The 24636-nt window shown below is 63.1% G+C and carries 25 protein-coding genes and 1 rRNA gene; 11 read left to right on the top strand and 15 right to left on the bottom strand.

Going from position 1 to position 24636, the window contains the following annotated elements:
• Positions 1-175 precede the first annotated feature (175 nt).
• The 9 genes from AAZU54_RS25600 (at position 176) to AAZU54_RS25560 (ending at position 8939) form a co-directional block, all read left to right on the top strand.
• A complete protein-coding gene (locus tag AAZU54_RS25600) occupies positions 176-406 on the top strand; it encodes a PP0621 family protein (protein WP_186553685.1) in 231 nt (76 codons plus the stop codon).
• Positions 407-639: 233 nt separating this feature from the next.
• Positions 640-1404 (top strand): FadR/GntR family transcriptional regulator, encoded by a 765-nt coding sequence (locus AAZU54_RS25595; RefSeq protein WP_186553684.1) that lies wholly within the window; start codon positions 640-642, stop codon positions 1402-1404.
• A 90-nt stretch (positions 1405-1494) separates the two neighbouring features.
• Complete coding sequence (locus tag AAZU54_RS25590; RefSeq protein ID WP_434727827.1) at positions 1495-2697, top strand: ABC transporter substrate-binding protein; 1203 nt, start codon at positions 1495-1497, stop codon at positions 2695-2697.
• Between the two features lie 65 nt (positions 2698-2762).
• Positions 2763-3623 carry a branched-chain amino acid ABC transporter permease gene (locus AAZU54_RS25585; protein ID WP_264237187.1) on the top strand — a complete coding sequence of 287 codons (861 nt, stop codon included), beginning with the start codon at positions 2763-2765 and terminating at the stop codon, positions 3621-3623.
• 2 nt (positions 3624-3625) lie between these two features.
• Positions 3626-4633: a branched-chain amino acid ABC transporter permease gene (locus tag AAZU54_RS25580; RefSeq protein ID WP_186553681.1), complete on the top strand. Its 1008-nt coding sequence runs from the start codon at positions 3626-3628 to the stop codon at positions 4631-4633.
• A complete protein-coding gene (locus tag AAZU54_RS25575; protein WP_434727826.1) occupies positions 4633-5385 on the top strand; it encodes an ABC transporter ATP-binding protein in 753 nt (250 codons plus the stop codon). Before AAZU54_RS25580 ends, AAZU54_RS25575 begins: the two co-directional genes overlap by 1 nt.
• Positions 5385-6080 carry an ABC transporter ATP-binding protein gene (locus AAZU54_RS25570; protein ID WP_186553679.1) on the top strand — a complete coding sequence of 232 codons (696 nt, stop codon included), beginning with the start codon at positions 5385-5387 and terminating at the stop codon, positions 6078-6080. Before AAZU54_RS25575 ends, AAZU54_RS25570 begins: the two co-directional genes overlap by 1 nt.
• Positions 6081-6250: 170 nt before the next feature.
• The gene (locus tag AAZU54_RS25565; RefSeq protein ID WP_264237190.1) at positions 6251-7528 is read left to right on the top strand and encodes a Zn-dependent hydrolase; all 1278 of its coding nucleotides are present in this window, start codon (positions 6251-6253) and stop codon (positions 7526-7528) included.
• Between the two features lies 1 nt (position 7529).
• Entirely contained in the window at positions 7530-8939 is a 1410-nt protein-coding gene (locus AAZU54_RS25560; RefSeq protein WP_434727825.1) for an amidase, read from the top strand.
• Positions 8940-9051: 112 nt separating this feature from the next.
• On the opposite strand, the gene thiO is transcribed toward AAZU54_RS25560, so the two are convergent.
• From thiO to pilV, 5 genes are read right to left on the bottom strand one after another with little or no spacing between them, the layout of a single operon-like run.
• Positions 9052-10149: a glycine oxidase ThiO gene (gene thiO / locus AAZU54_RS25555; protein WP_434727824.1), complete on the bottom strand. Its 1098-nt coding sequence runs from the start codon at positions 10147-10149 to the stop codon at positions 9052-9054.
• Positions 10150-10188: 39 nt separating this feature from the next.
• Positions 10189-10587 carry a type IV pilin protein gene (locus AAZU54_RS25550; RefSeq protein ID WP_186553676.1) on the bottom strand — a complete coding sequence of 133 codons (399 nt, stop codon included), beginning with the start codon at positions 10585-10587 and terminating at the stop codon, positions 10189-10191.
• Position 10588: 1 nt separating this feature from the next.
• Entirely contained in the window at positions 10589-11071 is a 483-nt protein-coding gene (locus AAZU54_RS25545; RefSeq protein ID WP_434727823.1) for a hypothetical protein, read from the bottom strand.
• Positions 11068-11721 (bottom strand): PilW family protein, encoded by a 654-nt coding sequence (locus tag AAZU54_RS25540; protein ID WP_434727822.1) that lies wholly within the window; start codon positions 11719-11721, stop codon positions 11068-11070. The genes AAZU54_RS25545 and AAZU54_RS25540 overlap by 4 nt, the downstream gene beginning before the upstream one ends.
• On the bottom strand, positions 11718-12074 hold the full coding sequence (pilV, locus tag AAZU54_RS25535; protein ID WP_186553673.1) for a type IV pilus modification protein PilV: 357 nt from the start codon (positions 12072-12074) through the stop codon (positions 11718-11720). The genes AAZU54_RS25540 and pilV overlap by 4 nt, the downstream gene beginning before the upstream one ends.
• A 110-nt stretch (positions 12075-12184) precedes the next feature.
• Here pilV and AAZU54_RS25530 point away from each other — a divergent pair, with 110 nt between their 5' ends.
• Entirely contained in the window at positions 12185-12676 is a 492-nt protein-coding gene (locus AAZU54_RS25530) for a GspH/FimT family pseudopilin (protein WP_312153237.1), read from the top strand.
• Here the strand turns inward: AAZU54_RS25530 and ispH are convergent, their stop codons facing one another.
• From ispH to murJ, 6 genes are all read right to left on the bottom strand, one after another.
• A complete protein-coding gene (gene ispH / locus AAZU54_RS25525) occupies positions 12677-13624 on the bottom strand; it encodes a 4-hydroxy-3-methylbut-2-enyl diphosphate reductase (protein ID WP_186553671.1) in 948 nt (315 codons plus the stop codon). It lies immediately after the preceding gene.
• Positions 13625-13638: 14 nt separating this feature from the next.
• Positions 13639-14076 carry an FKBP-type peptidyl-prolyl cis-trans isomerase gene (fkpB, locus tag AAZU54_RS25520; RefSeq protein WP_186553670.1) on the bottom strand — a complete coding sequence of 146 codons (438 nt, stop codon included), beginning with the start codon at positions 14074-14076 and terminating at the stop codon, positions 13639-13641.
• Positions 14069-14584 (bottom strand): signal peptidase II, encoded by a 516-nt coding sequence (gene lspA, locus AAZU54_RS25515; RefSeq protein ID WP_186553669.1) that lies wholly within the window; start codon positions 14582-14584, stop codon positions 14069-14071. Before lspA ends, fkpB begins: the two co-directional genes overlap by 8 nt.
• A complete protein-coding gene (gene ileS, locus AAZU54_RS25510) occupies positions 14577-17408 on the bottom strand; it encodes an isoleucine--tRNA ligase (RefSeq protein WP_434727821.1) in 2832 nt (943 codons plus the stop codon). The genes lspA and ileS overlap by 8 nt, the downstream gene beginning before the upstream one ends.
• Complete coding sequence (gene ribF, locus AAZU54_RS25505) at positions 17405-18355, bottom strand: bifunctional riboflavin kinase/FAD synthetase (RefSeq protein ID WP_186553667.1); 951 nt, start codon at positions 18353-18355, stop codon at positions 17405-17407. Before ribF ends, ileS begins: the two co-directional genes overlap by 4 nt.
• A gap of 117 nt (positions 18356-18472) precedes the next feature.
• The gene (gene murJ / locus AAZU54_RS25500) at positions 18473-20011 is read right to left on the bottom strand and encodes a murein biosynthesis integral membrane protein MurJ (RefSeq protein WP_186553666.1); all 1539 of its coding nucleotides are present in this window, start codon (positions 20009-20011) and stop codon (positions 18473-18475) included.
• A gap of 249 nt (positions 20012-20260) precedes the next feature.
• On the opposite strand from murJ, the gene rpsT reads away from it, so the two are divergent.
• Complete coding sequence (gene rpsT, locus AAZU54_RS25495; RefSeq protein ID WP_010220592.1) at positions 20261-20539, top strand: 30S ribosomal protein S20; 279 nt, start codon at positions 20261-20263, stop codon at positions 20537-20539.
• A 163-nt stretch (positions 20540-20702) separates the two neighbouring features.
• Here the strand turns inward: rpsT and AAZU54_RS25490 are convergent, their stop codons facing one another.
• The 4 genes from AAZU54_RS25490 to rrf form a co-directional block, all read right to left on the bottom strand.
• Positions 20703-23003 (bottom strand): PqiB family protein, encoded by a 2301-nt coding sequence (locus tag AAZU54_RS25490; RefSeq protein ID WP_312155025.1) that lies wholly within the window; start codon positions 23001-23003, stop codon positions 20703-20705.
• Positions 22996-23619 carry a paraquat-inducible protein A gene (locus AAZU54_RS25485; RefSeq protein WP_186553664.1) on the bottom strand — a complete coding sequence of 208 codons (624 nt, stop codon included), beginning with the start codon at positions 23617-23619 and terminating at the stop codon, positions 22996-22998. Before AAZU54_RS25485 ends, AAZU54_RS25490 begins: the two co-directional genes overlap by 8 nt.
• Positions 23606-24265 carry a paraquat-inducible protein A gene (locus AAZU54_RS25480; protein ID WP_186553663.1) on the bottom strand — a complete coding sequence of 220 codons (660 nt, stop codon included), beginning with the start codon at positions 24263-24265 and terminating at the stop codon, positions 23606-23608. Before AAZU54_RS25480 ends, AAZU54_RS25485 begins: the two co-directional genes overlap by 14 nt.
• A gap of 294 nt (positions 24266-24559) precedes the next feature.
• Positions 24560-24636: ribosomal RNA gene (gene rrf / locus AAZU54_RS25475) — 5S ribosomal RNA — on the bottom strand; the annotation flags it as partial.

Raw genomic sequence — 24636 nt, 5'->3', positions numbered from 1 at the left:
CCCACAGGTGTAGCGCCGCTCTCAAGTTAAGCGCTTTACCTGTGGGAGCGGGCTTGCCCGCGAAGGGGCGCAAAGCGGCCCCAAAATCTTTAGTGAACAGCATTAGTCCCAGGCCTCCCTTTTTTCATGCCCGCGTCCTAGACTGTGGCCTCTATTTCTCGACAAGCTGGACACCATGGTTCGCCTACTCTTCTGGATCGCCCTGATCGCCGCCGCGTTCTGGCTGTGGCGCAAATTCAAGCTCAGCCAGCAATCACGTCCTGAGCAGAAGCTCGATGACCCGCTGAAGATGGTCCGTTGTGCGCATTGTGGCGTGCATCTGCCCAATGACCGGGCCTTGCAGCAGGGTAGCCAGTGGTATTGCAGCCAGGCGCATCTGGAGCAGGGGCCTGAGCAGAAGCACTAATCCGGCCGGCCACTCGCGGGGCAAGCCCCCTCCCACGCCAGATCAATGATCTGTGAGCAAACGGGGGAGCGGGCTTGCCCCGCGAGTGCATTCTGACGGCACAGACTTCGGCACATATCTCTCCCCGACCCTTCCACACTATTTACGACCCCTCCCCCACCGCCACCATTGACCCACCCGAGCAAAGTTCGCTAAATCCTATTTATCCGCATAAATATGAAAAATTAGCAGCCATGCTCAAACCCAAGCGCAAACGCCAGAAGCTCTCCGACATGATCGTCGAATCGGTGAAGCGCTCGATCGTCACCGAGGCCCTGCACCCGGGTGACCGCCTGCCCACCGAGCGCGAGCTGATGGAGCACTTCGAATGCTCCAAGGGCACCGCCCGTGAAGCACTCAAGGCCCTCGAAGTCGAAGGCCTGGTCAGCACCCGCACCGGCCCCACGGGCGGCGCCTACCTCAATGAAGTCGGCACTGAACCGGCCAGCCGCGCCCTGCGCAACTACCTGCACTTCCAGCACCTGGACGGCGAGCAGGTCTACCAGTTGCGCAAGGTCATCGAAGTCGAGCTGGCGGTGTCGGTGATGGGCAAGCTGAGCGAAGACGACTACGCCGCCCTGCAAGCCAACATCGATTTCTGCAGCGCCCCGGAAGACAGCGAAGAGGGCCAGCGCGAACAACGCCTGGCCGAGCTTGAGTTCCACACCCTGCTCGCACGCCGCTGCCCCAACCCGTTGCTGAGCTTCATGGCGGTGTTTCTCAACGACCTGCTACGCGACCTGGTGGTGCTGAAAAAAGCCTACCTGCCCAAGCGCCAGCAGTTCGCCGCAGCCAACATCGACTACCACAAGCAACTGTTGCTGGCATTACGCGCCAGCGACGAACAGGCCGTGCGCCGTCTGATGCACGAGCACATGTGCGACGCCGAACACCACATGACCGCGCTCGAAGGCGAGGTCGCCCGCAACTTCCTGCTGGAGTTCGATCACCACCACTGATCCGCCTGGACAGAGGCCTGCGCACAGGCCCAGCCGTACCCGCTTTGTCATTGCCACTCCTGCCTAATAACCACAACCAAGGAGTTACTCATGCAAAGACGTACCCTGCTCAAGGCAGGCCTTGCCCTGGGTGCCCTCGGTAGCCTCCCCCTCGGAGCGCACCGGGCATTCGCCGAAGAGCCGCTGACCTTCTACGGACTGAAGTCGATGTCCGGGGCGTTTGCCAGTTATGGCAAATACGCCGACATGGGTTCGCGCCTGGCCATTGCCGAACACCCGCAATTGCTCGGCCGACCGTTGAAGTACAAGGTCATCGACACCGAGGGCAACGCCGGTAAAGCGGTACGCAAGGTTCAGGAAGCCATCGGCCAGGATGGCGCGCGCTTCTTCCAGGGCTGCACCCTGTCCTCCTCGGCGCTGGCGGTGTCCAAGGAGATTCACAAGGCCGGCGGCGTGTTCATGACCCCGGTCGGCGCCGACGAGATCACCGGCAAGGACTGCAACAGCTCGACCTTCCGCTGGTCGGTGCCGACCTACGGCGCCATTCGCGAAACCCTGGTGCCGATGATCAAGCTGCTGCCCGAGGCCAAGCGCTGGTACACCATCACCCCGCAATACGTGTTCGGCGATGCCCTGCTGGACAACGCGCGCAAGGTGTTCGCCGAGCACGGCATCGAACACATCGGCAACAGCTACCACTCGCTGCAGGAGCAGGAGTTCTCCGGCTACCTGACCAACGCCATCGCCTCCAAGCCCGACGTACTGGTGTTGCTCAACTTCGGCAGCCAGTCATCCAACGCCCTGCGCCAGGCGGTCAATTTCGGCATCAAGGAGCGGATGAAAGTGCTGCTGGTGTGGTCGGCCGGCCTGGATCAGTTCCAGGAGCTGGGCAGCGATGTACTCGAAGGCGTCTACCTCGGCGCGCAGTACTGGCACCAGGTCGACACCCCGCTGAACCGCGAGCTGGTCGCAGCCACGCGCAAGGCCTACGGCATCAACCCCAACTACCCGCTGGCCGCCGACTACATCTGCACCAAGGTCATGCTCGAGGCCATCGTCAAAGCCGGCAGCCTCGATGGTGCGGCGGTATCCCAGGCGCTACAGGGCATGCGCTTCCAGGGGCCGACCGGCGAGGAGCTGATCCGCCCCGGCGATCACCAGGTGCTCAAGGACTACTACCTGCTGCGGGGCAAACCGCAGGCGCAGATGCGCGATGAAGACGATTTGGCCGAGGTGCTCAGCGCCGGCCGCTCGTTCGTCGAGGTCGATCACACCGGTTGCGCCCTGGCCTGAGCCGCGGCGCTGGTCCCATTTTTTGCACAGATGCAGGCGCTCGGCGCGCTGCAGAGGGCACTTCCATGCTCGATTTGTACCTGTTCCAGCTGCTCAACGGCCTAGGGCTGGGGATGATCTACTTCCTCATCGCTGTGGGCCTGACGATCATTTTCGGCCTGCTCAACTTCGTCAACTTCGCCCATGGCGCGTTCTTCCTGCTCGGCGCCTACCTGTGCTACACCGCCGTGGCCCTGACCGGTAACTTCTGGCTGGCGCTGCTGATCGCGCCATTGGCGGTGGCGGCCTTGGCCTGGGCAGTCGAGCGCGTGCTGATCAAGCGCATCTACCACCTGCCACATACCTTCCAGATCCTCGTCACCCTCGGCATCGCGCTGATCATCCAGGAAGCCTCGGTGCTGATCTGGGGCCCGGTCGGCAAGCACATCGCGGTGCCGCCGGAGCTGCGCGGGGTACTGATCGTCGGCGACTTCATCTACCCCTACTACCGCCTGTTCCTGATCGGCTTCGCTGCGCTGATCGGCCTGGGTCTGTGGCTGTTGCTGGAGCGCACCCGCTTCGGCGCCCTGGTGCGGGCCGGCAGTGAAAGCACCGAAACCGTGTCGCTGCTGGGCACCAACATCTTCCGCCTGTTCTCCCTGACCTTCGCTCTCGGCGTTGGCCTGGCCGGTGTCGCCGGGGTGCTGTTCGCGCCGCTGCGCGGTGCCCAGCCGTTCGTTGGCCCGGAGATCCTCGGTATCGCCTTCGTAGTGGTGGTGATCGGTGGCATGGGCTCGTTCGGCGGCGCGCTGGTGGGCGGGCTGCTGGTGGGTGTGGTGCAAAGCATGATGACCAGCCTCTGGCCGCAAGGCGCCAGCCTGATGATCTACGGCGCGATGGCGGCGGTGATCCTGGTTCGTCCCTACGGCCTGTTCGGGAGAGCATGAACATGACTGACAAGAATCCACTGGCAGTGGCCAAGGGTCACGGCCCTGCCCTGCTGTTGCTGCTGATCGTCAGCCTGATCGGCCTGCCGCTGATCTTGCCGTCGGCGACCCTGGCTACCGAGATCCTGATCTTCGGCCTCGCCGCGCTGGCCTGTAACCTGCTGCTGGGCTACACCGGGCTGTTGTCGTTCGGCCAGGGCATCTTCTTCGGCGCGGGTGCCTATGGCGCGGCGCTGCTGATGATCCACCTGCACTGGGGCATGCTCGGCGCGCTGGTCGGCGCGGCGCTGTTCGGCGCCCTGTTGGCGTTGCTGGTCGGCGCCTTGGCGATCCGCCGCAAGGGCATCTACTTCGTCATGCTGACCTTGGCCTTCAGCCAGATGGCGTATTTCCTCGCCTACACCCTGAGCGGCTGGACCGGCGGCGACAACGGCCTGCTCGACGTGCCACGGCCCAATATCGAGATCGCCGGCCATGTTCTGGTCGACCTGGCTAACCCCCGGCACTTCTATGCCTTCGTCGCCGTGTTGTTCCTGCTGATCTTCGCCGGCGCCCTGCGGGTGATCCGCTCGCCGTTTGGCAGCACCTTGCTGGCGATCCGCGAGAACGAGACCCGCGCCGCGGCGATTGGCTATGACATCCGCCACTTCAAGATCCTGGTGTTCATGTTGTCTGGCGCCATCACCGGCATCGCCGGGGCGCTGTACGCGATGCTGCTGCACTTCGCACCGCTGTCGAACATCGACCTGATGATGAGCGAAAACATCCTGATCATGACCATCGTCGGCGGCACCGGCTCGCTGTTCGGCTCGCTGCTGGGCGCCGGCGCCATCGTCGTGCTTGGCGATGTGCTGTCGGAGCTATGGCCGCGCTGGCTGATGCTGCTGGGGGCGATTCTGATCCTGGTGGTGGTGTTCATGCGTGGCGGCTTGTGGGGCGGCCTGGCCGACCTGGTCAAGCGCCTGCAACCCTCGCGCACCCTCGATGCCAAGACCAAGGAGACCCTGTGATGAGTGAATTTCTCCTGGAAACCCGCAATCTGCAGTTGGCCTATGGGCCGTTCCGCGCAGTCGATGGGGTTGACCTGAAGGTCCGCGCGGGCACCATCCACACGGTGATCGGCCCCAACGGCGCCGGCAAGACCAGCCTGTTCCACTGCCTGACCGGCGAGCGCCAGGCCACCGCCGGAAAGATCCTGTTTAACGACCAGGACATCATCCGCAAACCCTCCCACGGCCGGGTGGCGCTGGGCATGGCGCGCTCGTTCCAGCTCACCAGCCTGTTCCAGAACCTCAGCGTGCGCGAGAACCTGCGCCTGGCCGCGCAAGGCCGCGATGGCCTCGGTGCGCTGAACTTCTGGCGCAGTGTCGAGCACAAGCGCAGCCACTGGGACACCGCCGACCAGGTGCTGGAGCGGCTCAAGCTCAACGGCCGCGCCGAAACCCTGGCCGGTGAGCTGTCGCACGGCCAGCAGCGGGTGCTGGAAGTGGGCATGTCGATCTGCGCCAATCCGACCTTGCTGATGCTCGATGAGCCCACCTCGGGCATGGGCATCGATGACATTCCGGTGATGACCGAGCTGATCAGCGACCTGGGTCGCGACCACACCGTGCTGCTGATCGAGCACAACATGAGCATCGTCATGTCGATCAGCCAGCGCATCACTGTCATGAGCCACGGCCAGATCCTGGTCGAGGGCACCCCGGACCAGGTGCGCAACGACGAGCGTGTGCGCACCGCCTACCTTGGAGAGGCCGCCTGATGCTCAGCGTCGATTCGATCCATTCCTACTACGACAAGAGCCATGTGCTCGAAGGGGTCTCACTGAAAGTCGAGGCCGGTGAACTGGTGACCCTGCTCGGACGCAACGGCGCCGGCAAGACCACCACCCTGCGCAGCATTCTCGGCATCGTCCGGCCACGGCAGGGGCAGATCCAGTTCAACGGCCAGGCGTTGGTCGGCCGCGAGATCTTCGACATCGCTCGCCAGGGCATCGCACTGGTGCCCGAGCATCGCGGGATCTTCCGCCAGCTCAACGTCGAGGAGAACCTGAAGATTGCCGCGCGCAAGGACAGCCGCTGGCAGCTGGAGGATGTCTACGCGATGTTCCCACGGCTCAAGGAGCGCCGGCGCAACAATGGCTTTGCCCTGTCTGGTGGTGAACAGCAGATGCTGGCCATCGCCCGCGCGCTACTCAACGACCCGAAACTGCTGATTCTCGATGAGCCGACCGAGGGCCTGGCGCCGGTGATCGTCGATGAGCTGGTGAAAATCCTGCGGCGGATCAAGGACGAAGGCCTGTCGATCCTGCTGGTGGAGCAGAACCTCAAGGTCTGCGACGCCCTCGCCGACCGCCACTACGTGCTCGAACAAGGCCGGGTGGCCTACCAGGGCAGCGCCGAGCAGTTTCGCGCCGACCCAAGCATCAAGAACCGCTACCTGGCCCTGAGCGCCTAGCCCGGACGCTGTGCAGACACTACAAAACCCTGTGGGAGCGGGCTTGACCGCGAACAAGGGCGCAGCCCTTGCCATCCACCGATGAGGCCTGAACTGGCCTCTTCGCGGGCAAGCCCGCTCCTACAGGGTCCCTGCTAAACCCATGAGATTTGCATTAGGAGAGATGGACCATGAATACCCGCATCGATCCCTCGCAACACCTGCTTGGCCAAGGCGCGCTGGTCAGCCGCGAACGCCTGTGGCAATCGTTGATGGACCTGGCCCGCCTGGGTGCCACGCAAAAGGGTGGCGTGTGCCGCCTGGCCCTGACCGACCTCGACCGCCAGGCGCGCGACCTGTTCGTGCAGTGGTGCACGGATGCCGGATGTACGGTGAGCGTTGACGCCATTGGCAATATCTTCGCCCGTCGGCCGGGGCGTAATCCTGATTTGCCACCGGTGATGACCGGCAGCCATATCGACACCCAGCCCACCGGCGGCAAGTTCGACGGCTGCTATGGGGTGATGGCCGGGCTGGAGGTGATCCGCACCCTCAATGACCTTGGCCTGAGCACCGAAGCGCCACTGGAAGTGGTGGTGTGGACCAACGAGGAGGGCTCGCGCTTCCCGCCGTGCATGATGGGTTCAGGCGTGTTTGCCGGCAAGTTCGGCCTGCAGGAGACCTTGGACAAGGTCGATGATCAGGGGCTGTCGGTGGGGGCCGAGTTGCAGCGCATCGGCTATGCCGGCCCACGCGTGCCGACCGGGCATGCGGTGGGCGCCTATTTCGAGGCGCATATCGAGCAGGGGCCGGTGCTCGAAGACCTGCGTACCACGATCGGCGTGGTGCAGGGCTGCCTGGGGCAGAAGTGGTTCGACCTGGTGCTGACCGGCGTCGAAGCCCACGCCGGCCCTACCCCAATGCGCCTGCGTAAAGACGCCTTGGTCGGCGCCGCCGAAGTGGTCGCGGCGGTCAACCGCATCGCCCACGCTCACCAACCGCACGCCTGTGGCACGGTCGGTTGCCTGAACGTGCACCCTGGCTCGCGCAACGTTATTCCTGGGCAGGTGCAGATGACCATCGACCTGCGCCACCTCGACCCCGGCCACCTCGACGCGATGGTCGCCGAGGTGCGCGAAGTGATCGAGGCGAGCGCGGCCAAGCATGGCCTGAGCGTCGAACTCACGCCGACTGCCGACTTCCCCCCGCTGTACTTCGCCGAGCAGTGCGTCGATGCCGTGCGCCAGGGCGCCCGCGAGCTGGGCCTGAGCCATATGGATATCGTCAGCGGCGCTGGCCATGATGCGATCTTCGTCGCCGAGCTGGGCCCTGCCGGGATGATCTTCGTGCCGTGCGAAGGCGGTATCAGCCATAACGAGATCGAGAATGCCGCGCCACAGGATCTGGCCGACGGCTGCGACGTACTGCTGCGCGCCATGTTCCAGGCCGCCAATCAGGGAGCCCATTGAGATGACTGGCAAGACCGCTATCGGCGCACTCACCGCCGTCGAACTGCTCGAGCTGTTCCGCCAGCGCCAGCTGTCACCTGTTGAAGTAGTTGACGATGTACTGGCGCGCATCGATCGCCACAATCCGGCGGTGAACGCCTATTGCCATGTCGACGGCGAAGGCGCTCGCGCCGCCGCCCGCGCCAGCGAACAACGCTGGCAGCGCGGCGAACCCTGTGGCCGGCTGGATGGCGTGCCTGCTTCGATCAAAGACCTGACCCTGACCCGCGGCATGCCCACGCGCAAGGGCTCGCTGACCACCTCGGCGGCTGGCCCTTGGGAGGTGGACGCGCCCTTCTCTGCCTTCATGCGTGAGGCCGGGGCGGTACTGGTGGGCAAGACCACCACGCCCGAGTTCGGCTGGAAAGGCGTTACTGACAATCCGCTGTATGGCATTACCCGCAACCCCTGGGACACGCGCCTGACCGCAGGTGGCTCGTCGGGCGGTGCGGCGGCGGCGGCAGCGCTCAACCTTGGCGTGTTGCATCAGGGCAGCGATGCCGGTGGTTCGATCCGCATTCCCTGTGCCTTCACTGGCACCTTCGGGATCAAACCGACCTTTGGTTATGTGCCGCAGTGGCCGGCCAGCGCCATGACCCTGCTGTCGCACCTGGGGCCGATGACCCGAACGGTCGATGATGCGGTGCTGATGCTCGATTGCGTAGCCCGGCCCGATCCACGCGACGGCCTGGCCGGGGCGCCGCGGCAGGTGCCGTGGTTGAGTGACGATCAAGATCTGAGCGGCCTGCGCATCGCCTACAGCGCCGATTTTGGCTACGTGAAGGTCGATCCGCAGATCCAGGCGCTGACCGCGCAAGCAGTGCAACGCCTGGCGCGGTTGGGCGCGCAGGTGGAGGAAGTCGATCCGGGCTTTGCCGATCCGCTCGATACCTTCAACACCTTGTGGTTCGCCGGGGCGGCGCGGCTGGCCAGCCAATTGTCGCCGGCGCAGCGTGACCTGCTCGACCCAGGGTTGCGCTGGATTGCCGAGCGCGGTGCGGATATCAGCCTGAGTCAGTACACCGAGGCACTGGAAGCACGGGCTGAGCTGGTGGCGCGGATGAATGCCTTCCATCAGCGCTATGACGTGCTGGTGTCGCCGATGATGCCGCTGGTGGCGTTCGAGGCCGGGCACAACGTGCCGCCTGGGTCAGGCATGGGCCAGTGGATGGAATGGACGCCGTTCAGCTATCCGTTCAACTTGACCCAACAGCCAGCGGCGTCGGTGCCTTGCGGGTTTACTCGCGAGGGGCTACCGGTGGGGCTGCAGGTGGTGGCTGGGCGATTTGCCGATGAGCAGGTGCTGCGGGTGTGCAAGGTGTATGAGCAGCATTATCCGAGTCGGCATTTGCAGGCGCCAGTCGTGGGTTAAGCGGTGCCTTCGCCATCGCTATCGCGGGGCAAGCCCGCTCCCACGCCAAGTTGCAAGCCCGCTTACATCAAGTGACCCTGCGTGGGAGCGGGCTTGCCCCGCGATAGCGATTTCAGCCCAAACGCCCAGCCGGGGCATACGGCGCTGGATCGATGATCGGCTCGGCACCGGTCAACAGATCGCAAAACAGCTGGCACGACGCCGGCGCCAGCACCAACCCATTGCGGTAATGCCCGCAGTTCAACCACAACCCCTGATGCCCCGGCACCGGCCCGATATACGGAATGCCCTCGGGCGAGCCTGGCCGCAACCCCGCCCAATGCCCCACCACAGTGGCATCGGCCAACGCCGGTAACAGCTCCACCGCCGAGGCTTTCAAGCTTTCAAGCGCATCCTCGGTCGGCGTCTTGTCATAGCCCGCATGCTCCAGGGTACTGCCCACCAGAATATGCCCATCGCGCCGAGGGATCGCATAACGCCCTTTGGCCAGGACCATGCTCGGCAAGAAATCTTCCGCGCACTTGAACAAGATCATCTGCCCTTTGACCGGCTCGACCGGCAACTCCAGGCCCAGCGTGCGCAGCAGATCGCCACTCCAAGCGCCAGCGCTGAGCACCACCTCATCAGCACTGAGCACACCTTCGGCGGTCTGCACGCCAGTGATGCGTCCAGCGTGCTGAGAGAAACCCGTGATCTGGCAATGCTCGCGCAAGCTCACGTTCGGCAGCGCCAGCAGCGCGGCCTTGAGCGATTTGACCAAGCGCGGATTACGCACGTTGGCCACGCCCTCCATGAAGATCGCCCGCTTGAAGCCCGCACCCAGCACGGGCACGGCGTCGTACGCGGCCGAGATATCCACAGCGCTCAGCGGACGCTGCTCGCGCTCGGCCCAAGCCAACGCATCAGCTTGGTCATCGAGGTCGAGCCAGTACAGGCCGGTGGTGTGCACTTCGGGATCGACACCTGTGCTGGCGAACAGGCGCTCGCCCAGCTGTGGATAAAAATCCTGCGACCAGTGCGCCAGGGCGGTCACGGCCGGGCTGTAGCGCCAGGGATAGAGCGGCGAGACGATGCCGCCACCGGCCCAGGACGATTCGCGACCCACTTCGCCTTGATCACATACCACCACCTGGTCGACCTTTGCCGCCAGGTTGAACGCAGTCAGCAGGCCGATCACCCCACCGCCGACAATCACTACTTGCTTGCTCATCTGTCGATCCAACACCTGAAAAAACCGAGATATCCACGTTCAACCGCCCCAGCAGTCGCGCTCATCGCCCTGGCTGTTGAGGTTGCTGCGCACACCCGCCTGGTCGAGCTGAAAATCGCCACAGCGGTCATGCTCCATCAAGCTACCCGGCAAACGCCTGGCCAGCAGCCGAAAGCGCTCGTCGTCACGTTGCGCGTGCAGGCTGTAATAGCGGCTGCCGGCGGGCAAGGAAACTAGCTGATGGTCGCTGTCGACGTACTGTCCGCTCTGCGCATGGTGGCGCTCCAGGCGCAAGGCGGCGTCGTGCAGCAAGCCGACCACTTCGCTGCGCGCGGCGCGGCGCAGCTGGTCGCTGTAACTGGGGTAGGCAATGGCTGCCAGAATGCCGGTGACGGCCACGACAATCAACAACTCGATCAGGCTCAGGCCTTGCTGCATGTCATGGCTCCCTCAATCTCTGCCGCCAGAGGATTCTGTGCAGCGCAGTGGGTTGACCGGCTTCAATCGCGTACACCGCTTCCAGCACCTGCCGCGCGTGGGTCTGCTGGCTTACCGCAGTGACCCGATACAAGTTCACCGGCAAGTCTGCCGGCAGGTGCGCGGCGCGGGTGCTCTCGCCCAGATTCTGCAAAAAGAAAAAGCCGCTGTTGCCAGCTTGCCAGCCGCCCTGGCTGCCTTGTACGTCGAACGCATCCGCTGGGGGCATGCACGGCTGGCAGGCTGGCGGCGAAGCAACCACCAGCCGCGCCGCGCCCTCCAGCAGGGCTGCTTCGGCTTGTTCCAGGGCGCGCGCGTTGGCCAGCAACTGACTGGCCAGGCGTGTCTGCAGCAAGCCATCGCTTAACGCCGAGGCCGCGAGCAAGCCGAGCAGTAAACAGAGCACCAGGCTGATCAGCAGCACCATGCCGCGCTGGCGCTTCATGACTCGGGCAGCCGGTTTCTTAGCGCCACGCTGATGCCATGGCGTTGCTCGATGGAAAACTGCCGGTCGAACAGGGTTAATTGCACATCGACACGCTCGCCTTCGTCGCTCGCCACCAGCGTTGCACGCAGGTCTCGGACATTGTCGATCAACGGCTGCGAAGCGCCGTTACGCATCAGGGTCAGGCGCGAATCGCGCAGCAGATAGGTATGTCGACTGATGGCAAATGCCAGGGTCTGCTCGCTGCCTGGCTGTGGGCCATTTCTCACCTGCGCCCAGCTTCGGCAGTCGGTCAGCACGGTCCAGGCGGGGCGGCTGCCGCTGCCAGGTAATTGCGCGACTATCAGGCTCAGGCCCTGTCCGCCTTGGATGACCTGCACAGGTCTAGCGAAGGCCGTGGCGAGTGCAGGGTTTTCGAAATGACTCGGTTGCAGGCGCAGGCAGCCGAACATGCCCGCCATGCGAATATCCTGCGCCATGCGCTGCAAGGCCAAGCGGGCATCGTCCTGCAATTGCGCTACAGCGTTTTGCATCCGCCAGCTCTGCACACTCGCGACGAATACCTGGCTTGCTGCGGCCAAAAGGATAAGGCCCAGGGCCAATGCCAGCAGCCCTTCGAGCAGGCTGAAACCGTGCTGACGGGCGCTCATAGCTGGCCTTGCAAGTTGATGCCCTGGCGCTCGGCCGTGCCTGCGCCCGGCCAGTGGATATCCACCACCAGCATGTCGCCGGTGTGCACGACCCTGCCCTGGGCCTGTGCGCCCAAGGACGCTTTGACCTGGGCCTGCCACTGCGACAGCGCGCTAGCCTCCAGCCGACCTGCAGCCCTGGCGTTTTCCAGCATGCCTTGCGCCAGGTATACCGCTTGGGTGTCGCGGCGGGCGCTATCGGTGGCCTGCAGTGCACGCAGTTGCAACCCAGCGCTGGCAATCAAGCCCAACGCCAGCACCACTACCGCAATCATGACCTCAAGCAAGGTCATTCCACGCTGCCTCATACGCATTGGTGTGCTCCTTGGGAAATTTCCCGCTAGCTGCCAGCGATCCGGCCGACTAGACCCGTTGGCCGTCGTCCGCAAAGCTAAAGCGAAGCAGTTCCAGGGAGGAATGCAGCGTGAAGCAACAGGGCGTAACACTGATACAAATGATGTTTGCGCTGGCCCTGGCCGGGGTTCTGACCCAGCTTGCGGCGCCGGCCTACAACGCAATCAGCAAAGACCTGCAACGGGCAACCGCCGCCCGCGAACTGGCGCAGGCACTGCGCAGTGCGCGCGGCCAAGCCTTGCTGCTGCAACAAGCGGTGGCAGTGCAACCCTTGCAGGGTGACTGGGGGATGGGTTGGCGGGTGCTGCGCGTGCACAGCGGTGAATTGCTGCGCGAGCAACGTCTTGGCACACACCTGAAGATCGTCGGCAGCTTGGGTAATGAGGTGTGGTTCAGTGCGCAGGGCATTCCATTGCGGGGCAATGGCGGTTTCTTGGGGGGGACGCTGGAGGTCTGCGGCCAGCCCGGCGATCCCGAGCGGCGCCAGGTGGTGCTGGCGCCTAGCGGCAGGGTGAGCCTGCGCACAGACACGGCCGCAAGGCCTCTGTGCGCAGGCGACTGATCAGATCAGCGAACGCACCCGCAGCTCCTTGGGCATGGAGAAGGTGATGTTCTCCTCACGTCCATCGAGCTCTTCGGCGCCCGTGGCGCCCCACGCCTTGAGCTGGTCGATCACCCCGCGCACCAGCACCTCGGGTGCCGACGCGCCAGCGGTGATGCCGATGCGGCCGATACCGTCGAACCAGCCTTGCTGCAGGTCTTCGGCACCGTCGATCAGGTAGGCCGGGGTGCCCATGCGCTCGGCCAGCTCACGCAGGCGGTTGGAGTTGGAGCTGTTCGGGCTACCGACGACCAACACCACATCGCACTCGTCCGCCAGTTGCTTGACCGCGTCCTGGCGGTTCTGGGTGGCGTAGCAGATGTCGTCCTTGCGCGGGCCGCCGATATTCGGGAAGCGTGCGCGCAGGGCATCGATGACGCGACTGGTGTCGTCCATCGACAGCGTGGTCTGGGTGACGAAGGCCAGGTGGTCAGGGTCGCGCACTTGCAGGCTGGCCACGTCCTTCTCGTCTTCGACGAGGTAGATCGAGCCGCCGTTGCTGGCGTCGTACTGGCCCATGGTGCCTTCGACTTCCGGGTGCCCGGCGTGGCCGATGAGGATGCATTCACGACCGTCGCGGCTGTACTTGGCCACTTCGATATGCACCTTGGTCACCAGCGGACAGGTCGCGTCGAACACCTTCAGGCCGCGCCCGGCCGCTTCCTGGCGCACGGCCTGGGAAACGCCATGGGCGCTGAAGATGACGATGACATCGTCCGGCACCTGGTCGAGCTCCTCGACGAAGATCGCGCCGCGGTTGCGCAGGTCTTCGACCACGAACTTGTTGTGCACCACTTCGTGACGCACATAGATCGGCGGGCCGAAGACTTCCAGAGCGCGGTTGACGATCTCGATCGCCCGGTCGACCCCCGCGCAGAAGCCGCGAGGGTTGGCGAGTTTGATTTGCATGCTCAGCTCCTGGCTTACAGGGCCTTCACCGCGAGGATCTCCACCTCGAAGCTCAGGGTCTTGCCAGCCAATGGGTGATTGAAATCGATGGTCACCTGGGCGTCGTCGAAGGCTTTGACCACCCCCGGCAGCTCGGCGTTGGCGGCATCGTTGAAGATCACCAGCAGGCCTTCGGAGAGTTCCATGTCAGCGAACTGCGAACGCGGCATCACTTGCACGTTCTGCGGGTTCGGCTGGCCGAAGGCGTTTTCTGGGGCGACAGTGACGGTACGCTTGTCACCGGCCTTGAAGCCGAACAATGCGGCTTCGAAACCAGGCAGCAAGTTGCCATCGCCCACTTTGAACACGGCCGGGGCCTTGTCGAACGTGCTGTCGACGGTGTCGCCGTTTTCCAGGTGCAACGCGAAGTGCAGGGTGACTTCGGTGTTCTGGCCAATACGGGTCTCAGTCATGCACAGGCTCCTCGGACTTCTTGCTCTTGAACATATCAAGCGCCAGCATCACCGCACCGACGGTAATGGCGCTGTCGGCCACGTTGAAGGCCGGGAAATACCAGCGGTTCTGCCAGTGCACCAGGATGAAGTCGACCACGTGACCGAGCACGATGCGGTCGTACAGGTTGCCCAGCGCACCGCCCAGTACCAGGGCCAGCGCCACTGCCAGCCAGGTCTCGTTGCGCCCCAGGCGCTTGAGCCAGACCACCAGTACGGCGCTGACCACCAGGGCGATCAGGGCGAATAGCCAGCGCTGCCAGCCAGAGCTGTCAGCCAGGAAGCTGAACGCCGCGCCGGTGTTGTAGGCCAGGGTCCAGCTGAAGTAGTCGGGAATCACCACGATCTGCTGGTACAGGCTCAAGGCACCTTCGAAATAGACCTTGGTGGCCTGGTCGATGACCAGCACCACCAGGCTCAGCCAGAGCCAGGCAAGGCGCCCGAAGCGCCCCGCAACAGGGTTAGGCATAGTGGCGCACCTCACCGGAACCGCTCAGGTTGTCGACGCAACGCGAGCAGATTTCTGGATGCTCAGGATTAGCCCCGACGTCGGCGCGGAAGTGCCAGCAACGGCCGCACTTGGCGTGACCGGACTTGACCACTTTGAGCTTCAGGCCTTCGACTTCGGTAGCCACGGCATCGGCCGGCGCCTGCACGAACGGCACCACGCTGGCGGCGGAGGTGATCAGCACGAAGCGCAGCTCGTCGCCCAGCTTGGCCAGATCGGCGCTCAGGCCTTCTTCGGCGAACAGGGTGACTTCTGCCTGCAGGTTGCCACCGATGGCTTTGGCCGCGCGCTGGTTCTCCAGCTCTTTGTTGACCGCTGCCTTGACCGCCATGACGCGGTCCCAGTAGGCGCGATCCAGCTCGAAGCCTTCTGGCAGCTCGGACAACCCTTCATACCAGGTGTTGAGCATCACCGATTCGTTGCGCTCGCCCGGCAGGTACTGCCACAGCTCATCGGCGGTGAACGCCAGGATCGGCGCGATCCAGCGCACCAGGGCCTCGCTGATGTGGTACAGCGCGGTCTGGCAGGAACGGCGGGCGACACTGTTGGCGCCGGTGGTGTACTGGCGGTCCTTGATGATGTCGAGGTAGAAGCCGCCCAGCTCCTGCACGCAGAAGTTGTGGATCTTCGAGTAGACGTTCCAGAAACGGTACTCGCTGTAGTGCTCTTCCAGCTCGCGTTGCAGCAGCAGGGTGCGGTCCACTGCCCAGCGATCCAGCGCCAGCATGTCTTCGGCCGGCAGCAGGTCGCGGGCCGGGTCGAAACCGGACAGGTTCGACAGCAGGAAGCGCGCGGTGTTACGGATCCGCCGGTAGGCGTCGGCGCTGCGCTGCAGGATCTGGTCGGAGACCGCCATCTCGCCGGAATAGTCAGTGGCCGAAACCCACAGGCGCATGATGTCGGCACCCAGGATGTCGTTGACCTTCTGCGGCTCGATGGTGTTGCCCAGCGACTTGGACATCTTGCGGCCGTTTTCATCGACGGTGAAGCCGTGCGTCAGCAGCTCGCGGTACGGCGCGTGGTTGTCGATGGCGCAGCCGGTCAGCAACGAGGAGTGGAACCAACCACGGTGCTGGTCGGAACCCTCCAGGTACAGGTCGGCACGCGGGCCGGTGGCATGGCCGATGTCGTGCGAGCCGCGCAGCACGTGCCAGTGGGTGGTACCGGAGTCGAACCAGACGTCGAGGGTGTCGGTGATCTTGTCGTACTGGTCGGCTTCGGCGCCGAGCAGTTCGGCGGCGTCCAGCTTGAACCAGGCTTCGATGCCCTCTTGCTCGACGCGCTTGGCGACTTCTTCCATCAGTTCAGCGGTACGCGGGTGCAGCTCACCGCTTTGCTTGTCGAGGAAGAACGGGATCGGCACGCCCCAGTTACGCTGACGCGAAATGCACCAGTCGGGACGGTTGGCGATCATAGCGTGCAGGCGGGCCTGGCCCCAGGCCGGAACGAACTTGGTCTCTTCGATGGCCTTGAGCGCGCGCTCGCGCAGGGTGTCGCCGGTGTTTGGCTTGCGGTCCATGCCGATGAACCACTGCGCGGTGGCGCGGTAGATCAGCGGCGATTTGTGGCGCCAGCAGTGCATGTAGCTGTGGCTGATGGTCTCGGTGTGCAGCAGCGCACCGACTTCCTGCAGCTTGTCGACGATTGCCGGGTTGGCTTTCCAGATGAACTGGCCGCCGAAGAATTCGAGGCTCGGCACGTACACGCCGTTGCTTTGTACCGGAGTGAGGATGTCGTCGTTGACCATGCCATAGCGCTTGCAGGTGACGAAGTCGTCTTCACCATAGGCAGGCGAGGAGTGAACCACACCAGTGCCGGCGCCCAGCTCGACGTAGTCGGCCAGGTAGATCGGCGACAGGCGGTCGTAGAACGGGTGACGGAAGTTGATCAGTTCCAGCGCCGAACCTGGCGCGGTAGCGATGACCGAGCCTTCCAGGTTGTAGCGCTTGAGGCACGCTTCGACCAGCTCTTCAGCCAGCACCAGCAGACGCTCGCCGGTATCGACCAGGGCGTAGTTGAACTCAGGGTGGATGTTCAGCGCCTGGTTGGCCGGGATGGTCCACGGGGTGGTGGTCCAGATCACGATGGCAGTGGGCTTGGCCAGGCTGGCCAGGCCGAAGGCGGCGGCCAGCTTGTCAGCGTCGGCAACCGGGAAGGCGACGTCGATGGTCTGCGACTTCTTGTCGGCATACTCGACTTCGGCTTCGGCCAGCGCCGAGCCACAGTCGAAGCACCAGTTCACAGGTTTCAGGCCCTTGAACACGAAGCCTTGCTTGACGATTTCGGCCAGCGCGCGGATCTCGCCCGCTTCGTTGGCGAAGTTCATGGTCTTGTAGGGATTGTCCCAGTCACCCAGCACACCCAGCCGGATGAACTCGGTCTTCTGCCCTTCGATCTGCTCGGCAGCATAGGCGCGGCACAGCTCGCGGGTCTGGTCGGCGCTCAGGTGCTTGCCGTGGGTGACTTCGACCTTGTGTTCGATCGGCAGGCCGTGGCAGTCCCAGCCTGGGACGTACGGCGCGTCGAAACCGGACAGGGTCTTGGAGCGGACAATCATGTCCTTGAGAATCTTGTTCAGCGCATGACCGATGTGGATCTTGCCGTTGGCATAGGGTGGGCCGTCGTGCAGGACGAACTTGGGACGATCCTTGCCAATCTCGCGCAACTTCCGGTACAGGCCAATGCTGTCCCAGCGCTGCAGGATCTGCGGTTCGCGCTGGGGCAGGCCGGCCTTCATCGGGAAGGCGGTGTCCGGAAGGTTAAGCGTGGCTTTGTAGTCGGTCATTTCAGGCTCTTCGTTAGCGGTTGAGCGTGCCAGTGGGCACGTGCGGCGGCGATGTCCGCGTCGATCGCCGACTTCAGCGCCTCCAGGGAGGCGAATCGCTGCTCTTCGCGCAGCTTTTGGTGGAATTCCACCGTCAGACGCCGGCCATACAGGTCGCCGGCAAAATCCAATAGATGAATCTCAAGGTGAGGACGCCCGTCACCGGCGACGGTGGGGCGTACTCCGATATTGGCCACACCCGGCCAGACCTTGCCGTCGATCTCGGCGCTGGTCAGGTAGACCCCGCTGAGCGGGACCCGGCGGCGCTTGAGCTGGATGTTGGCGGTCGGCGTACCGAGTTGGCGGGCCAGCTTCTGGCCATGCAGCACACGCCCGGTAATGGTGTAGCGCCGGCCGAGCAGGTGCGCGGCAAGCTCGAAGTCGGCGTTGGCCAGCGCGGTGCGCACTTTGGTGCTGCTCACGCGCAGGCCGTCCTGGACCACGGTATTGGCCGCTTCGACGCTAAAGCCATACTGTTTGCCGGCTTCAACCAGGAAAGCGAAGTCGCCAGCGCGGTCGCAGCCGAAGCGGAAGTCGTCGCCGACCTCCAGGTGGCGCACACCCAGGCCATCGACCAGGATCGCCTTGACGAAGGCATCGGCACTGAGCTTGCTCAGGCGCTGGTTGAAGGCCAGGCACAGCACCCGGTCGATACCCTCGCCGGCCAGCAGCTCGACCTTGTCGCGCAAGCGGGCCAGGCGCGCAGGGGCGGTCTCGGGCGCGAAGTACTCGCGGGGCTGCGGCTCGAAGATCACCACGCAGGTGGGCAGGCCCAGCTCCTGGCCGCGCTCACGCAGGCGCGCCAGGATTGCCTGGTGGCCACGGTGAACCCCGTCGAAGTTGCCAATGGTGGCGACACAGCCCCGATGCTCGGGGCGCAGGTTGTGAAGACCTCGAACCAGCTGCATAACGCGCTTCTTGCTCATAAAGTGGTCGATTATAACCACACCCGGGCGCTGGTGACAGGCAGCAGCGCCATGGGGTGGCGTGGAATGTGAAAAACCGACGCTTGGCCGGTCAGCGCCTCAGTGCAGGGCCTTGCGGGCAAAATGCCGGGGGCGGAAACCGCACAGGTACAGGCAACCAAAATAGGTCACCACTCCCGCTGCGATCAACGCGCCCAAACGCAGGAAACGCTCGAGCATCCCGCCCAGCTCCCAGGCTGGCATGTAGTGCATGCCAGCCAGCAACACCGCTGACATCAAGCCCACCGCCAGCACCAGCTTGAGCAGGAACAGCGTCCAGCCCGGCTGCGGCTGGAACAGATCCTGGCTGCGCAGCTTCCAGAACAGCAAGCCGGCATTGAGGCAGGCACCCATGCTGATCGCCAGGGCCAGGCCGGCGTGGGCAAGCGGGCCGACCAGCACCAGGTTGAGCAGTTGGGTGGAAATCAGGGTGAAGATCGCGATCTTTACTGGGGTGCGAATATTTTGCTGGGCATAGAAGCCTGGGGCCAGCACCTTGACCAGGATGATCGCCAGCAGGCCGACCGAATAGGCGATCAGCGCGCGTTGGGTCATGGCCGCGTCGAAGGCGGTGAACTTGCCGTACTGGAACAGTGCCACGGTCAATGGCTCGGCCAGAATCGCCAGGGCCAGGGTACACGGCAGCACCAGCAAAAAGCACAGGCGCAGGCCCCAGTCGAGAATCCGCGAGTACTCATCGCGGTCGCGGTTGGCATAGGTCTTGGCCAGGGTTGGCAGCAAAATCGTGCCCAGGGCCACGCCCAGCACCCCGGACGGCAGCTCCATCAGGCGATCGGCGTAGTACATCCACGACACCGAACCCGCCACCAGGAACGAGGCGAAAATGGTGTTGATGATCAGCGAGATCTGGCTGACCGAGACGCCGAGGATTGCCGGCAGCATCTGCTTGAGCACGCGCCACACCCCGGTGTCGCGCAGGTTCAGGCGTGGCAGCACGAGCATGCCGATCTTCTTCAGCGCTGGCAGCTGATACAGCAGCTGGGCCAGGCCGCCGGCCAGCACACCCCAGGCCAGGGCCATGATGGGTGGATCGAAGTACGGGGTAAGCAGCAGGGCGAAGGCGATCATCGCCACGTTGAGCAGGGTCGGGGTGAACGCCGGGACCGAGAAGCGGTTCCAGGTGTTGAGGATCGCGCCTACCAGCGACGACAGCGAGATCAGCAATATATAGGGGAAGGTCACCCGCAGCAGGTCGGTGGTCAGCGCGTATTTTTCCGCGTCATCGACAAATCCAGGCGCGGTGATCCAGACCACCCACGGCGCCGCAAGAATGCCCAGCGCTGTGACCAACGCCAGGACCAGGGTCAACAAGCCACTTATATAGGCGACGAAAGTACGGGTCGCCTCCTCGCCCTGCTGGGTCTTGTATTCGGCCAGAATCGGCACGAAGGCCTGGGAGAAAGCACCTTCGGCGAAGATCCGGCGCAGCAGGTTGGGCAGCTTGAAGGCGATGAAAAAGGCGTCGGTAGCAACGCCGGCGCCAAAAACGCGCGCCAGGATGGTGTCGCGGACGAAGCCCAACACCCGCGAAATCATGGTGATGGAACTGACTGCAGCCAGGGATTTGAGCAGGTTCATCGAAAAATTTTCACGCCGGGGACGGAGGACGCTACTAATGACGTCCAGATGTGCGATACTCCCGCGCCTTCGCAGGGGAGCCAAAATTCCCGAGTTTACAGGTCGCGGCGCAGAAAGGAATATTTCCCTCTCGCGGACCCACCACTCGGCGGAACCCTGCAGGTGGCCTTGACATCCGTCGTATGCATCGGCATGATTCGCGGCCTATTTTGTTTGCTATTTTCCTAAAGTCTTTCAAGGAGCTCGACGGTGGCCAACTCACCTTCCGCCAAGAAACGCGCAAAACAGGCTGAGAAGCGTCGCAGCCACAACGCCAGCCTGCGTTCCATGGTCCGCACCTACATCAAGAATGTAGTTAAAGCCATTGACGCAAAAGACGCCGAAAAAGCGCAAGCCGCCTACACCCTGGCTGTGCCTGTAATCGACCGTATGGCCGACAAAGGTATCATCCACAAGAACAAGGCTGCTCGCCACAAAGGCCGTCTGAATGGCCACATCAAGGCGCTGAAAGAAGCTGCAGCTGCCTAAGCGACGCGCTTGTCCAAAAACCGACCCTAGGGTCGGTTTTTTATTGCCTGTGATTTGAGTCTGGGTCGGCGTCGACCTCTTCGCGGGAAAGCCCGCTCCCACAGGGGCTGCGCTGTTGTTAAGTCAGCGCAGATCTTGTGGGAGCGGATAGGCGGTGCTGGCTCTACTTGCCTAGCTGAATCTTTGGCGCCCACTGCAGCCAGGCCTCTTCGGGCTTGTCGAACAAGGCGAAGGTCTGCTGCGGCCGCGCCGGGTTGCCCATCTGCTCACCATCAGGGGTGGCAAAGGCGATGCCGCCGTCTATCAGGGTCTCCAGCGACTCGGTACGCACCGTAGCGCCCTTGAACAGGCCCCAGTCGAAGCCAAAGCCGCTGCTGTTCCAGAACCGGCTGCCGCCGCGCACCAGCGCCGCATAGCGTGGCTCGATGAGGATATGGATCAGTACACGATCGGCACTCTGCCCCAGCTCGAAACCTGTCACCTTACCCACCGCCACTTCGCGATAAGTCACCGGCACGCCTGGCTTGATCGACCCTCGGCGCGGCGCGCTGAGGGTCAGTGGCAGTCCGATCTCCTCGCCGACCACCTCAGGTGCTTGGCCTAGGGCGATGAAATCACGCTGAGGGCCCTGGTTCTTCAGGGCAGGCTGCACTTCCAGATACTGACCGCCGATGAGGGTATCGAGGTTTTCAGTGCGCACCAGGCCCAACGCGGGCTTGACCACCCAGAACTGCGTGCCGACCCGGGTAATGCGCTCTGCGGCTTCGGTAATCCGCGCCCTGAGCAGCACCGCCTGTAGATCATCGGTCAGATCCGTACTTTCGATACTGCCGACATCCAGGCCACGGAAGCGAATCGGCGTACCGGGCTTCAAGCCGTCAGCGCGATCGACTCGAATGGTGATCAGGGTGCCTGCGCGATTCACCGCCTCTTCGCTGTCATGCAGACGGAAACGTGGAATATGCCGCTTGAGCTTCACATCCGGCCTTGGCGTATCGAAGGCGATACCGCCCGCCATGAGGGTCTGCAGCGACTCGCTCTTGACCTTGATCCCCGAAAGCCCGCCGGTGAGGGTAATGCCGCTGGCATTCCAGAAACGGCTCGAACCATTGACCAGGTTGGCGTACTCCTTCTCGATGTGCACACCGATCAGGATCCGCTTGCTGTTGCGCGCGAACTGGTAGCTCTGCACGCTACCTACTTTGACTTGGCGGTACATCACCGGGCTGCCAACCTCGAGCGATCCAAGCGTGTCAGCGAACAGCACCATGTGCAAACCTGGGGCTTTCAAGTCCAGTGGCGGCGCTTTGGGCCGAGCTTCGAACTCGCGTTGCGGGCGTGCGCCCTTCTCACCTGGGCGAATGGCGATGTAGTTACCTTTGACCAAGGCTTCCAGACCGGTGATACCGGCCAGGGAAATGGACGGCTTGACCACCCAGAACTGCGTCCCTTCGACCAGATAGTCTTCAGCGAGCGGATCGAGGGTCAGCTCAGCCATTGCGCTGGTCAGGTCATCTTCGATTTTCAGGGTCTTCAGCGAGCCAACCTGAATGCCTTTGTACAGCACAGGCGTACGCCCGGCTTGCAAGCCTTCAAAGTCGCTCAGCCGAACCTTGATGCGGATGCCCGCCTGCGCTGCGTCGAAGTCCTCATAGAGGCGGAATGGCAGGCTTGGGTCGGTGGGTGGGCTGTCCTTGCGATGTTCAGGGGTGGCGAATGCGATACCGCCGGCAACGATGCTGCTCAGCGACTCGCTGCGCACTTTGACCCCGGACAGGTCGGCATCGATGCTGATGCCGCTGGCGTTCCAGAAACGCGTGTGTTTGCGCACCAGGCTGGCATAGGCAGGCTGGATGAAGACTTTGACCTCGACGGTGTCCTGGTCATCGGACAGGCGATAGCTCTTCACCCGGCCGACCTGGATCTGCTTGTAGAACACCGGGCTGTCGCGGTTGAGCGAGCCGAGCCGGTCGGCCTTCAGGGTCAGGTGCAGCCCAGGCTCGGCATCAGACAGCGGCGGCGCTGCCGACAAGGCCTTGAAGCGCTTGGTCGGCTCGCCCTTGCCGGGGTCGACGGCGATGTAATTACCCGATACCAGTGTTTCCAAGCCTGAGATACCGGCGAGGGTGACACTCGGCTTGACCAGCCAGAAGCGGGTTCCGGTGGTCAGGTGCTCGTCTGCCGCCTTGTTCATTTCAATGGTAGCGATCACCCCGGTATTGCTGCCCTTGGCATCGAGCACCAAGGCGGTGACCTTACCCACCGGCATACCTTTGTAGATGACTTCGGTCTTGTTGGCGACAATCCCCTCACCCGACTCGAAACGCACTTGAATCTCGACGCCGGCATCGCGATAGGCCTGCCAGCCGAGCCAGCCACCGATGATCAAGGCGATCAGCGGCAGGATCCAGATGGCCGACCAATTCGAAGCTGGGCGGGTTTTAGCCGTAGGCACATCACTCATGGTCGTCATCCGACTCCGTGTTATCCCAGATCAGTCGGGGATCAAAAGTTAAAGCAGCGAGCATCGTTAGAATCACCACAGAGGCGAAGGCGATGGCCCCCAGGTTGGCTTCGACACTGGCGATGCGGCCGAAATTCACCACTGCCACCAAGATGGCAATGACGAAGATATCCAGCATCGACCAGCGTCCGATGAATTCAATGAAGCGGTACATCCATATGCGCTGGCGCGCCGACAGGGGCTGATGGCGCTGCACCGAGTACAGCAACAGGCCAATGCCAACCAGCTTGAAGGTGGGCACCAGGATACTGGCGATGAACACCACCGCAGCAATAGGCAGCATGCCGTGTTTCATCAACGTGATAACCCCGGACATGATGGTGTCCGGACTGCCCTGGCCCAGCGAGCTGACGGTCATGATTGGCAGCACGTTGGCTGGGATGTACAGCACCAATGCCGTGATCAGCAGCGCCCAGGTGCGCACGATGCTGTTAGGGCGGCGGGCATGTACGATAGCGCCACAGCGGGTACAGGTCTGCGAAGTCGCATCCGCTTGCTGTCTGTTCAGCTCATGGCATTCATTGCACACCAAAATACCTGCATCAATCGCCCGCATGCAGGTCCTCCCCCGACAAGGCCACCCAGATCTGGTGGGGCGACATCACCACTTCCAGCCAGACCTGAACCAGTAACAGGCTAATGAAGCAGAACAGACCCAGGCCGATTGTCAGTTGCGCAAGGTCGACCAATTTGACGATGGCCACCAGAACACCCATGAAGTACACCTCAAGCATGCCCCACTCTTTCAGGTGGTGGTAAACGCGGTAGATCAGCAAGCCATAACTGCGCCCGATGTTTAGGCGGATGCTCAGCAACACCGCCAATTGGCAGAGCAGCTTGAGCAATGGGATGGCCATGCTGCACAGGAACACCACCACAGCGATCAGCTGCATTTGTGAGTTGTACAGGCCTAATACGCCACTCCAGACAGTGTCATCGGAGGTCTGGCCGAGTAGGTGCAGTTGCATGATCGGCAGGAAGTTCGCCGGTATATAAAGCAGCAAGGCCGTCAGCACCAGGGCCAGGCTGCGATTGACCACGTTATAGCGGTGAGCGTAGAGCTCGTAGCCGCAACGCGGACACAGGGCCTTTTCACCATGCTGCAAGGGCGGCTTGCGCAGCAGCAGGTCGCACTCGTGACAGGCTACGAGTTCGTCCAGGGGTAATTGGGCCAGCACTTCGGGGTCGACAGGGTTGGGCATAAGGGGATCTGAATGGAAGCGTGGGCTCTATTCTAGTGCTCTGACTCCAATTGTGGGAGCAGACGTTTGGCGCTGATGTGTGTCATGGCCTTTACACCGATCTCGTTGTTGAGGGATAGAGGCGCGAGGGGTGATGTCAGGGGTTGAGCGGGGGGCAGTTGCTATCGCGGGGCAAGCCCGCTCCCACGCATGCTTCGTCTCAACTGAATGTGGTATCGATTAGGCTGATTTGGCGGAAGACGGAAAAGACAAAACCCCTACCTGCTCGCGCAGATAGGGGTTTTGCGAAATGAATCTTGACGATGACCTACTCTCACATGGGGAAACCCCACACTACCATCGGCGATGCATCGTTTCACTACTGAGTTCGG

The organism is Pseudomonas sp. Je.1.5.c, from assembly GCF_051129895.1.
Classification (GTDB): Bacteria; Pseudomonadota; Gammaproteobacteria; order Pseudomonadales; family Pseudomonadaceae; genus Aquipseudomonas; species Aquipseudomonas urmiensis.
The sequence above is the reverse complement of the archived record's forward strand: the minus strand, read 5'-3'. Positions and strand labels throughout refer to the sequence as shown.